We start from the raw sequence: 12,794 nt of genomic DNA, 5'->3' as shown, positions 1-12,794 counted from the left end.
GGCCGGTCACTTCTTCCGGGTGTTATATTTTTCCCATTCGTAGAGCAGACTCTTCGCCAGTTTTCCGGACAGCTTTCGGCCACCTTTAAAGTTGAGATGGGTATAGTCTTTGGCGGCCAAAGCCGGCTTGCCCTCCGTCATCTTCACCATGCTGTTCTCGCCGCCCATGGCCTCATACAAATCCCAGAACACAATGCCCGCCCGCGTGGCCACCAGCCGCTGGGCATTGCGCATATACGGGATAGCTTTCATCGTCTTGTATTCGCCCGAGGTGTTGGAGCTGCGGTCGCTCACGCTCACTAACAGAATGCTGGCTTTGGGATAGACACGTTTCAACTTCTCTACTACTTTAATCATGCCGTGGGCATACCGTCCATAGTTCAGCGAGTCTTCAATCACCGTGTTGAGACCGTATTGCAAGATAATCAGTTTGTAGTCGCGATAGTTGTCGAATGCTTTATAGAGGTCGTCCTCAATTTTATAAAGGCCGATTCCCGAATTGCCGCGCATCGAAAAATTGTCAACATAAATGCCTTCGCGCGATTCGAAGCTGGCCCCGAACAGGTTCAGGCTGTCGGCATTTTGAAAATGCATGCGAATGGATTTGATGTCCTTTCCCCGATGCGACCATTCTTTTAGCTCCGATGAAATCTTAAGATTTTCTGAAACGGTCACCGTGTCGTCGTTCAGGGTGTAGTCAACGGTGGCATGCCCCTGATTTTTGTAGTAGAGTTTTATGGTGTTGAATGTTTTCAGGAAGCGCTGGTGCGAAGGCTTATACTCCACCCAGTTTTCGGGCTGCGGAAGAAAGCTGAAGCCGGCAGGACCGAGTTCGGTTGTTATGGTCGAGTCTTTCTTGCTCACCAGCGAATAGGTCTTCCAGTTTTCAAATTGATGTTTGATGGTGCCGCGAAACCCGGCCACCTCCGACGTGAGCGGAACATAGCCCACGCCTTCGCCACCAAATAACGACTGCAGTGTGTCGCGCAGACTTCCGCAAAACACATCGCCTTCCACAAACGAGTCGCCATAGAGGGCGATGCGCAAGGGTGCGTGATTTTCTTTCAACCGGTTGAGCGCGCGAAAAAATTTCTTCAGGCCGGTGCTGTCGGGGCTATAGTCGTCAACACAGGTGATGCCCGGCGGGCAGTTCGACTTCACCACCTGGGCGATCGAGTCGGCTTTCTGAAACGATGAATCCTGTTGAATGGAATCGAGCGCGGCCAGCATGGTGTCGGCCGTCAGCACGCGAATGTCGGCCAGCGGATCAACCGTTTTATATTTCCACGTGCCGACATGAAAGGGCTTCACCAGTGAAAACAGCAGGAGGAAGCCGATGACCAGCAAGCAGAGACCAAAAGCGTAGTGCAGTTTATTCCGACCCACAGAAGAAGATTAAAAAATGTTACCCGAATTGAACGGTTACTTCTAAAAAAGTATTGTCGCAAAAGTAGCAAAAAATACATTGCCCACGCGCCACAACACAAAGCCACACCGACGATAACGACTGCCCGGCCCTGCATTCCAGCGATCGCCTGAGGTGCACAACCAACATATAAAAACAGACGACCCCGGTCTAATCTTCCGCAGGGGAAGGCAGACCGGGGTCGCTTATGTAAAGGATACTAAATCTTAAAGGGAAACGCCGCGCTTCCAGGGAATGAAGTCGTCCTGATTGAGGGCGACAGATTTGGCCACCACTCTGCCGCTGGCTACTTCCACAATGAAGTCCAGAATTTCTTCACCCACTTCTTCGATGGTCTTTTCTCCCGAGATGATCTGGCCCGTGTTGAAGTCGATGATGTCGGGCATCTTCTCGGCAAGCCGCGTGTTAGTCGACAGCTTGATGACCTGCGACACCGGGTTGCCGGTAGGTGTGCCCAGGCCTGTGGTGAAGAGAATGATTTGTGCACCTGAGCCGGTGGTTCCCGTAGTGCTTTCCACGTCGTTGCCGGGTGTGCACAACAGGTTCAGGCCCGGCTTTCGGATATAGGTGGCGTAGGGGAGCACGTCGGCAACGGGGGCGGTACCGCCTTTCTTGGCGGCACCTGCCGACTTGATGGCGTCGGTGATAAGACCGTCTTTGATGTTGCCTGGCGAAGGGTTCATGTCGAAGCCCGAACCCACAGCTTGCGCCGCGTCTGAATAGGTGCGCATCAGTTGAATGAAACGTTGTCCGGCTTCGTCATCTTCGCAGCGGTTGATAAGCTCCTGCTCCACACCACACAACTCCGGAAACTCCGAGAGGATGGTGCTGCCACCAAGGCCCACCAGCAGATCGCTTGTGTGGCCGATGGCCGGATTGGCCGAGATGCCCGAGAAGCCGTCGGAGCCGCCGCACTTCAATCCCACCACCAGCTTGCTGAGTGGCGCGGGCTTGCGTTCGATCTTGTCGGCTTCAATGAGGGCGAGAAATGTTTTGCGGATGGCTTGTGTCAACAACTCGGTTTCGGTGCCCGACTGTTGTTGGTCAAGGATGATGACGGGCTTCAGTCCCTTCGGATCGAGCGCGCTCAGTTTTTCCTGAATGGTTTTCACTTCGGCATTCTGGCAGCCCAGGCTCAGGATGGTAGCGCCCGCCACGTTGGGGTTGTGGATGTAGCCGGCCAGCAAGGCGCACAAGGTTTGTGCATCGTGTCGTGTGCCGCCGCATCCACCCTGGTGGGTAAGAATTTTTATGCCGTCGATATTTTTGAACGTGCGCTTCGAAGGAATCTCCGTGGTGGGTTGAAACGCAACGGTGTCGATCTGATCGGTCTTTCCCTCGCGATAGAGGTTCACCAGTTCGTGCACATAATGTTTGTAAGAATCGGGTGTGCTGAAACCCAGCTCGTCCACAAACGCCTGGCGGATCATTTCCACATTGCGGTTTTCACAAAACACAAGCGGCACCACAAGCCAATAGTTGGCGGTGCCCACCTGGCCATCGGCGCGGTGATAGCCGAGAAAAGTTTTGGATTTGAATTTCGACACATCGGGTGGTGTCCATTCATAGGTCTTGGTCCGTCCCGAGTAGGGGGCGGCTTTGTGTGTGAGATTTTGTGTGCTGATCACGCCGCCTTGTTTGATGGGCCGCAGGGCCTTGCCCACCACAGTGCCATACATAAACACCTCGTCGTTCAGCGCGAGATCGTTCTCGGCAAATTTGTGTTTTGCATTCACATCGTCGGTGAGGACGAGTGATTTTCCTTCGTACGAAATTTTTTCTCCCGCTTTCAAATCGGTCAACGCAACAAAGACGTTGTCGGCGGGGTGAATCTTTAAAAACTTGTTTGACATGCTTGTAAAAGGGCTATCTTGCGCAAACGATTGCGCATCGTGATTAAAATTTTTTATAAATCTGAAAGAGCCTCAGGATTAAATCCTGCATAAATATCACCACCAGAATGTCAGTAAGCAAGAAGGACGCAATTTTGAATATCCGGGCATCGGGCCTGGTGCCGGTTTATTTTCACCCCGACGTGGATGTTTTGTTGCGCACGGTTTCCATCAGCTATAAATGTGGCGTCCGCGTCTTTGAATTTATGCACCAGCGCGACAACAAGGGTCTGCGCTATTTTGAATACCTCGTGAGCAAGCTCGAAGAATTTCCCGGCATGATCCTCGGCGTGGGCACCGTGCTGGATTCCATCATGACCGAGCGCTACATTCACTCCGGCGCCAACTTCATTGCCTCTCCGTTTTTGCGGCCCGACATGGGCGAAGTGTGCGACCGCTACAACATGCTGTGGATGCCCGGGTGCTCCACCGTTCCCGAAATTGAAAAAGCAAAAGCGCTGGGCGCCTCCGTTATCAACGTGCTGCCGGGCAATGTGCTCGGTTCCGAATTCGTGGCCCCGCTCGCCCGGAAACATCCCGACCTGCGTTTCATCCCCTCGGGCATATCCGATTTGCGCGACACCGAACTGGCCAAATGGTTTGAAGCCGGATCGTTGGCGGTGAAACTCAGCGCACAATTGTTCACCAAAGACCTCATCGCCGAAAAAAACTGGAAAGCCATTGAACACAATCTTGTGGCATTATTAAAAACAATTCATAAAATTCAGGCCACCGTCAAACCGGTAAACATAGATCCTGTTTCTCCATGAATCCCATAAACACCGCACTTCTCTCTTTCGGCATGTCGGGCGAAGTTTTTCACGGCCCCCTGCTCAATGCCCATCCCGGATTCACCCTCAGCACCGTGTTGCAACGAAGTTCGTCGCAGGCAAAAGAACGCTACCCAGCCGTCAACATCGTGCGCACACTCAACGATGTGCTGAACGACAAAAGCATCGAACTGGTGGTGGTGAACACCCCCAACGATACCCACGAGCCCTATGCCACCCAGGCGCTCGAAGCCGGCAAACACGTGATCGTGGAAAAACCTTTCACCATCACCTCAGCCGAAGCCAACCGCCTCATGGCGCTGGCCACCAAAACCGGCAAGACCCTCACCGTTTTTCAGAGCCGCCGCTGGGACGGCGACTTTCTTACCGTGAAGCAAGTGCTGGAAAACAAACTGGTGGGCACACCCGTGGAATTTGAACTGCACTACGATCGCTTCCGCAACTACATTGAGGCCAACACCTGGAAAGAAGAACCCGGCGCTGGCAAAGGCATCCTCTATAACCTGGGCTCGCACATGCTCGATCAGGTGCTGGTGCTTTTCGGCATGCCCAAAGAAGTGGACGCCCGCGTCGGCATTCAACGCCCCGGAGGCAAAGTAGACGACTACTATGACATACGGCTGCACTATGAAGGCTTGCAGGCCATCGTGAAATCAAGCTACCTGGTGCGTGAGCAGGGACCGCGCTACAGCCTGCACGGCGTCGACGGTTCTTATATTAAATACGGAATTGATCCACAAGAACAGGCATTGAAAGAGGGTAAGAGCCCCAAATCTACGTCATGGGGATATGAGGGCAAGGAATGGTGGGGAAAGCTGAACACCAAAGTGGGCACACTGCACGTGGAGGGCCAGGTGGAAACCATCGCCGGAAACTACCTGGGCTTCTACGAAAATGTGTACGGGGCGATTCGCGAAGGCAAACCGCTGGCAGTGAAACCCGAAGAATCGTGCGACGTGATACGCCTCATTGAAGCGTGCTACGAAAGCAGCAGACTGCGCAAAGCCGTGGCGCTCTAAAGTAAAGAACACAAAACATATACGTATAAAATGCTGAACACACGCACCGTTGTGGCAGCGTGGGAAAATATCAGGTTATGAAGAAAAGGGTAATCACCTTCGGAGAGGTAATGATGCGGCTGTCGACGCCGGGATTTGCGCGGTTCACGCAGGCGCAAAGCTTGCAGGTGTTGTATGCCGGATCGGAGGCAAACGTGGCGGTATCGTTGCGCTACTTTGGGTGCGACACGGCCCACGTTACCCGCTTTCCCAGCAACGACCTGGGCATCGCGGCCACCCAAACCCTGCAACGTCACGGAGTGGATACACGCCACATACTCTACGGCGACGAACGCATGGGTGTCTATTTTCTCGAGAACGGCGCCATGCAACGGTCATCGCGCATCATCTACGACCGCTTCGATTCTGCCTTCGCACACATCGCTCCCGGCAGCGTGGATTGGGACAGCATCCTGAAAGACGCCGCGTGGTTTCATTGGACGGGCATCACCCCGGCCATCTCGCAAGGCGCCGCCACCGTATGTCGCGAAGCACTGGTTTCGGCGCGAAAGCACGGCGTGAAAATTTCCGGCGACATCAACTACCGCCGCAACCTGTGGCAGTATGGCAAGACGGCCCGCGACATAATGCCCGAATTGATTTCGTTAACCGACTACATCGTGGCCGGCACAACCGACCTGGAAAACTGTCTCGGCATTGGCGGAGGCTCCCTGGAAGAAAGCAGCCGCGCGGCCATGAAGCAATATCCCAACATTCAGAAAGTGTCGTGCACCTATCGCGAGTCCATCAGCTCATCACACAACAAAATACAGGCGGTGATCTGGGATGGCAAAGTCACGCTCACGTCGAAAGAATATGACATGACACACATCGTGGACCGCGTGGGCGGAGGCGATGCCTTCATGGCGGGCCTCATCTATGGTTGGCTCACGGGCATGACCGATCAGCAGACGGTTGAGTTTGCTGCGGCCGCTACTACCCTGAAACATTCCATTGAAGGCGATGTGAACACCACCTCCGTGCAGGAGGTGGAAGCCTTGATGCGAGGAGAGAATATTGGAAAACTTTTACGATAAACGATCATGACATTCACCAAGCAACAGATAGTAGACGGGATAAAAGCTTCGGGCGTGGTGCCCTTGTTCACCCACGATAATCCCAAAGACGCACAGGAAGTTTTGGAAGCCTCCTATGCGGGCGGCATCCGCGTGTTTGAATTTACAAACCGCCGCAAAAATTCGTTCGAAGTATTTCAACACCTGCTGAGCCAGTCGCAACGCTACCCCGATCTGATGCTGGGCATCGGCACGGTGACAGACGGGCCTACCACGAAAAAATTTATCGACGCCGGCGCACACTTCATCATTTCACCCATCATGAAACAGGAGATGGCCGAAGTCTGCGACGCACACGACAAGCTGTGGATTCCCGGGTGCGCCACGCCTACGGAAATTATCACGGCGATGCAGCTGGGTGCAGAAATTATAAAACTCTTCCCGGGATCGGTGCTCGGACCCAACTTTGTTTCGTCTATCATGCCCGTTGTGCCGGGGTTGCAACTCATGATCACCGGCGGTGTGGAACCCACCGAACAGAGTTTGTCGTCGTGGTTCAAAGCCGGTGCCGCGTGTGTGGGATTGGGTTCTCAATTGTTCACCAAAGATATCTTAGAGCAACGCAACTGGCCCTTGCTGACACAACGCGTCACGGAAATTCTGGCGCTGGCCAAAAAACTCCGCCACTAGAATCACTAACCATCCTAACCCTTTCCCCGTGCAAAACCTTTCGCAACCTGTTGGCAAGTATCGCTGGATGATCTGCGCCCTTTTGTTCTTTGCCACCACCATCAACTATGTGGATCGGCAGGTCATCGGGTTGCTGAAGCCAACGCTGGAGCAGGATTTTCATTGGACGGAAACCGACTATAGCAACATCGTGATGGCCTTCAGTGCAGCCTATGCGTTGGGGCTTTTGTTGTTTGGCCGCATCGTCGACAAGATCGGCACAAAGATGGGCTACATCGTGTCGGTGGTTTTCTGGAGCATCGCCGCCATGTTGCATGCGGTGGTCAGAACCACGATGGGCTTCAGCATAGTGCGCGCATTTCTCGGCATCAGCGAAGCCGGAAATTTTCCAACCGCCATCAAAGCAACGGCCGAATGGTTTCCAAAAAAAGAACGCGCTTTCGCCACCGGCATCTTCAACTCGGGCGCCAACATTGGCGCAGTGGTGGCACCGGTGCTGGTCCCGTGGATCTTGGGTGTGTACGGATGGCGTCATGCCTTCATCTGGACCGGAGCCCTTGGCTTCATCTGGCTGGTGTTCTGGATCATCTTCTACGAGATCCCCACAAAACAAAAACGCCTTTCCACTGCAGAGTTTGAATACATCCACAGCGATGCAGACGAAGCCGCCGAGAAAAAAGGAACATCGGTGCCGTGGCTCACCTTGTTGCGCGTCCGTCAGACCTGGGCGTTTGTGTTTGGAAAACTATTGACCGACCCGATCTGGTGGTTTTTTCTCTTCTGGTTGCCATCCTACTTTTCGGAAGCCTATCACATCGATCTGAAAAAGCCCAACCTTCATCTCGTGATTGTCTACACGGCCACCACCATTGGCAGCATTGGCGGTGGATACTTGTCATCGTATCTCATTCGCAAAGGCTGGCCGGTGTTCAGGGCACGCAAGACGTCCATGTTGTTCTTTGCATTATGTGTCGTGCCCATCATGACGGCCCAGTTTGCAGGCAACGTGTGGATCGCCGTAGCACTCATCAGTCTGGCCGCGGCCGCGCACCAGGCGTGGAGTGCCAACATCTTCACCACGGTGTCGGATATGTTCCCGAAAAACGCGGTGAGTTCTGTGGTGGGCATCGGAGGCATGGCCGGTTCAATCGGGGGCATGTTGTTCCCACTGCTGGTGGGTAACCTGCTCGATCACTACAAGACCGCCGGTGACATTACTGTGGGCTACAATATCCTGTTTGTGATTTGCGGATTTGGCTACCTGTTGGCGTGGGGCATGATGCACCTGCTGGCACCAAAGATGGAGCGCGTCAAACTGTAAGCCACCTCGTCATTTTTCCTGTTGACAGAGCCTGCGTTTCCTTGCTGGCCCTGAAATCCATTTATAACATTTGCCGCTCGGCACACTAACGTGTTGTTATCCGGGAGATTTTTTATAATTTTCTTTCACAAGCTGACCTGTGTGACGTCGAACGTAAAATCATTCCTGCTGTTTTTTCTGGCGATGCTTTGCTGGGGAACCATGTGTGCCCAAACAGAGCAATACAAGTTCTCGCACGTCAACGTGAACCAGGGATTGTCGCACAACCAGATTAAATGTTTTCTGAAAGACAGCCGTGGGTTTGTGTGGTTCGGAACCCTTTCGGGGCTCAATCGTTTTGACGGCTACAGCATAAAAGTGTATCGCAACGACGCCGCCGACACCACGTCCATCCGTAACAGCGATGTGAACAAAATGTTTGAAGATCCGGCGGGCAACATCTGGCTCACCACGTGGAGCGGCATCGACGTCTACGATCCTGAAACGGAAACCTTTCATCACAATACCCGCACATACCTTGACCGCTTTGGTATTCCTGAGGGCATCATCACCGACATCAAAAAAGACAGCCAGGGAAATTTCTGGTTCATCCACGCCACCCTCGGGCTATTTCAATATCACGCGCCCTCACGCAAGCTCACGCCGCTGTTTCACAAAGAAGTAGACAGCACCTCCATCGCCACAAATCATGTATCGTCTTTGCAGGAAGACGGTCATGGACAACTTTGGATCGTGCACCAGAACGGCGTGTTGGAACGCCTGGACGTGGCTACGGGAAAAGTGGCTTACAGAAATCACATCCTCAGCAAACAGTTGAAAAGCGATGGCACCCGCTACAACCTGGTGGTGGACAGTGACGGTGAATTGTGGATCTTTGTGGGCGACAGCAATCGCGGGCTCTTTCGCTTTAGCAACGGCGGAAAAACATTCGAGCACATCGACGACCATTCGCAGCCCCTGCGCCTCAACACCAACATCGTGCGCGGCGTTGCCCAGGACAACAAAGGCATCATCTGGGTGGCCACCGATCACGGCGGCATCAATCTCATCAATAAAAAGAAAAACACCGTCAACTACATCTTCAACGATCCGTCTGACGAGAAGAGCCTTAGTCAAAACAGCATCAACACGATGTATAAAGACTATGAGGGCATCATCTGGATCGGAACATTTAAACATGGTGTAAACTATTATCACGAAAACATTATCCGGTTCAACGTCTATCGCCACCAGGCGTCCAATCCCAAAGGCCTGATGTTCGACGACATCAATGCCTTTGTGAGCGAAGCCAACGGCAACTTGTGGATCGGGTCGAACGGCGGGGGACTGATCTACTTCGATCGCCAGAAAAACACATTCACGCAATACGTGCACGACCCCAAGAATCCGAACAGCCTTAGCAACAACGTGATCGTGAGCTTGTGGATGGATCGCGATAAAAAATTATGGATTGGCACCTACTTTGGCGGCCTCAACATGTTCGACGGAAAAAAATTCACGCACTACAAACACGATCCCGCCAACCCGAAGAGCATCGCCGACGACAACAGCTGGGAAGTTTTTGAAGACAGTCGTGGCAACCTGTGGATCGGAACCCTGAACCAGGGTCTTGACCTCTTCGATCGCCGGAAACAGGAATTCAGACATTATCAATTGGGCGACGACAACTCGATACACTCCACGTATGTACCCTCGTTGATGGAAGACAACGAAGGCAACCTCTGGGTCGGCACCGGCTATGGCATTGACGTGCTGGAGAAAGCGACCAACCGCTTTGTGCACTACCTGAGCGATGCCAACACTCCAGGAACACTGAGCAACAACAGCGTGCTGTTTCTCACACAAGACAGTCGCGGGCTGGTTTGGGTTGGGACCCATGGCGGGCTCAACGTGTTCGACCCCACAACAAAAAAATTCAAACACTATCGTGAAGAAGACGGTCTGCCACACAACTCCATCCTCACCGTGGTGGAAGACAACAGTCACAACCTTTGGGTGAGCACGCCCCATGGCCTCTCCAATATTCTCGTGAAATTTGAAAAGAACTCGCGTGCACTGGACCTGACGTTCAAAAACTACGACGAGTCGGACGGCTTGCAGGGCCGACAGTTCAACGACAACGCCGTGGGGAAAACACCACAAGGCGAGTTGGCCTTTGGTGGTCCGAACGGCTTCAACCTGTTTCAACCCGATCTCATCGGCATCAACAAAAACATTCCCAAGGTCATGATCACCGACCTGCAGATTTTTAACAAGAGCGTGAAGATCGGCGAAGTGTTCGATGGAAACGTGGTGCTGGAAAAATCCATAACAGAAACAAAAAGCATCACCCTCAAACACAGCGACAACGTGTTTTCCATCGAGTTTGTGGCGCTGAATTATTTCCATCCGCTGAAGAGTCAATACAAATACAAACTGGAGGGCTTCAACAACCAGTGGCTCGTAACCGACGGCTCGCAGCGCAAGGTGACCTACACCAACATCGATCCGGGCGACTACACCTTCTCGGTGCTGGCGTCGAACAACGAAGGCGTGTGGGACGAAACGCCCACCAAGCTGAAGATTACCGTGCTGCCACCCTTCTGGAAAACCCGCACGGCTTTTGTACTCTACATTTTCATTATTCTCGGCGCCCTGTTGTTGTCGCGCCAACTCATCCTGGAACGCGAACGGATGAAATATAAAATCGAGAAGGAACGACAAGAAGCCCAACAACTGCACGAGCTCGACATGATGAAGATCAAATTCTTCACCAACGTGAGCCACGAGTTTCGCACACCGCTCACGCTCATCCTCACACCGCTGGAACGGTTGCTGAAAAACACAAACGACAACGATCAGCGCGGACAGTTTCAGATGATACATCGCAATGCCCGTCGCCTGTTGAATCTGGTGAACCAGTTGCTGGATTTTCGCCGCATGGAAGTGCAGGAAACAAAGCTCAACGCATCCGAAGGCGACCTGGTGGCATTTGTGAAGGAAGCCACGCTGTCGTTTAGCGATCTCTCGGAAAAGAAAAACATAGAGCTCACATTTCAAACGGCGGTGCCGTCGCTGGAAACCATATTCGACAAAGACAAGCTGGAGAAGATTCTCTTCAACCTGTTGTCGAATGCCTTCAAGTTCACGCCCGAAGGAGGGAAGGTAGACGTGGCCATGGCCTTGCGTGTGAAAGACGAAGATCAGTCGAAGTGGATGGAGATCAACGTGAAGGACACGGGCATAGGCGTGCCGGCCGACATGCACGAAAAGATTTTCGAGCGCTTTTTTCAAAACGACCTGCCCCACACCATGGTGAACCAGGGCAGCGGCATCGGGTTGTCCATCACAAAAGAATTTGTGAAAGCACACAACGGCACCATCACCGTGCAGAGCGAACCCAACGAAGGCAGTTGCTTCACGGTGCTGATTCCCGTGGTGGAATTGTCGGGCGCAACCACACCAACGCCCGCGCCACCGCAGTGGGAAGAAATTGCCGTGGCATCGCCGCAACCGGAAGAGGCCGTTCCGGCAGACCAACAGGCATCCCAAACCCGAAAACCCGTGTTGCTGCTGGTAGAGGACAACGAAGATTTTCGTTTCTATCTGAAAGACAACCTGAAAGGACAATACACCATTGTGGAAGCCCGCAACGGTAGCGAGGGATGGCAAAAAACGGTTCAACACTTGCCCGACCTCATTGTGAGCGACGTGATGATGCCCGTGATGAACGGCATCGAACTGTGCAAGAAAATAAAGGCTGACCCTGCCGTGTCGCACACACCCATCATCTTGCTGACTGCCCGCACCAACGAGGAACAAAAGGTGGAAGGCTTCGAGATTGGTGCCGACGACTATGTGACCAAACCTTTCAACTTCGAAATCCTGCAATCGCGCATCCGCAACCTCATTCACCAACGCGAATTGTTTCACAAGGAGTTCCGGAAACAGATTGAAGTGAAGGCCACCAGCATCAACATCACCTCGCTGGACGAGAAGCTTATTCAGAATGCCATCAAAGTGGTGGAAGATCATATTTCTGATCCCGATTTTTCGGTAGAAGACCTCAGCCGCGAACTGGGCATGAGTCGTGTGCACCTCTATAAAAAGCTGTTGGCCCTCACGGGCAAAGGTCCGTTGGAGTTTATCCGCACCATCCGCCTGCAACGGGCGGCACAGTTGCTGGAGAAGAGTCAGCTCACCATTTCGGAAGTGGCCTACAAAGTGGGCTTCAACAGTCCGAAATATTTTGCGAAGTATTTCCGCGACGAATTCAGCATGTTGCCTTCGGCCTACGTAGCGTCGAAAAAGAATGGCGCGCAGCCCGCCGCCGATGTTTAGCAATGACAACAGCCCGTTTTAACAATCTGTGCCGTTAAAATGTGGCGCGTATAACATTTTGCATACACATTGTAACGATTTTATGACCATCATAAGAAGCCTGTGCGTGTAGCTTTGGAAAAATTTTGCTTTCTGAGGCTACAACCATGGCGACCGACAACAAGAAGAAACTTTCCCGCATGATGCTCATCCTCGAGATTATTCTCTATATATTTATTGCATCCGCCATGGCCTATGCCATTGTTAATTAAGGATCAGCGACAACACTCAACAAAGGCTT

General features: G+C 52.8%; 8 protein-coding genes. 6 read left to right on the top strand and 2 right to left on the bottom strand.

Annotated features, from left to right (window positions below):
- Positions 1-6: 6 nt before the first annotated feature.
- Both JI741_RS16525 and JI741_RS16520 read right to left on the bottom strand, forming a co-directional pair.
- Complete coding sequence (locus JI741_RS16525) at positions 7-1,386, bottom strand: SGNH/GDSL hydrolase family protein (RefSeq protein ID WP_202011505.1); 1,380 nt, start codon at positions 1,384-1,386, stop codon at positions 7-9.
- A 246-nt stretch (positions 1,387-1,632) separates the two neighbouring features.
- Positions 1,633-3,279, bottom strand: coding sequence for a UxaA family hydrolase (locus tag JI741_RS16520; RefSeq protein WP_202011503.1), 1,647 nt, complete (start codon positions 3,277-3,279; stop codon positions 1,633-1,635).
- 107 nt (positions 3,280-3,386) lie between these two features.
- Here JI741_RS16520 and JI741_RS16515 point away from each other — a divergent pair, with 107 nt between their 5' ends.
- From JI741_RS16515 to JI741_RS16490, 6 genes are all read left to right on the top strand, one after another.
- On the top strand, positions 3,387-4,088 hold the full coding sequence (locus tag JI741_RS16515; protein WP_202011501.1) for a beta/alpha barrel domain-containing protein: 702 nt from the start codon (positions 3,387-3,389) through the stop codon (positions 4,086-4,088).
- Complete coding sequence (locus JI741_RS16510; protein WP_236676112.1) at positions 4,085-5,128, top strand: Gfo/Idh/MocA family oxidoreductase; 1,044 nt, start codon at positions 4,085-4,087, stop codon at positions 5,126-5,128. Before JI741_RS16515 ends, JI741_RS16510 begins: the two co-directional genes overlap by 4 nt.
- A gap of 77 nt (positions 5,129-5,205) precedes the next feature.
- Complete coding sequence (locus JI741_RS16505) at positions 5,206-6,204, top strand: sugar kinase (RefSeq protein WP_202011500.1); 999 nt, start codon at positions 5,206-5,208, stop codon at positions 6,202-6,204.
- Positions 6,205-6,210: 6 nt separating this feature from the next.
- Positions 6,211-6,873: a beta/alpha barrel domain-containing protein gene (locus JI741_RS16500; protein WP_202011498.1), complete on the top strand. Its 663-nt coding sequence runs from the start codon at positions 6,211-6,213 to the stop codon at positions 6,871-6,873.
- 67 nt (positions 6,874-6,940) lie between these two features.
- A complete protein-coding gene (locus JI741_RS16495) occupies positions 6,941-8,194 on the top strand; it encodes an MFS transporter (protein ID WP_202012034.1) in 1,254 nt (417 codons plus the stop codon).
- A gap of 141 nt (positions 8,195-8,335) precedes the next feature.
- A complete protein-coding gene (locus JI741_RS16490; RefSeq protein ID WP_369411807.1) occupies positions 8,336-12,514 on the top strand; it encodes a hybrid sensor histidine kinase/response regulator transcription factor in 4,179 nt (1,392 codons plus the stop codon).
- The last annotated feature ends 280 nt before the right edge of the window (positions 12,515-12,794 follow it).

Origin of the sequence: Chryseolinea lacunae, from assembly GCF_016735595.1 — a bacterium.
GTDB classification, from domain to species: Bacteria; Bacteroidota; Bacteroidia; order Cytophagales; family Cyclobacteriaceae; genus Chryseolinea; species Chryseolinea lacunae.
Note: the sequence above shows the minus strand (reverse complement) of the source record. Positions and strands in the feature narration are given on the sequence as shown.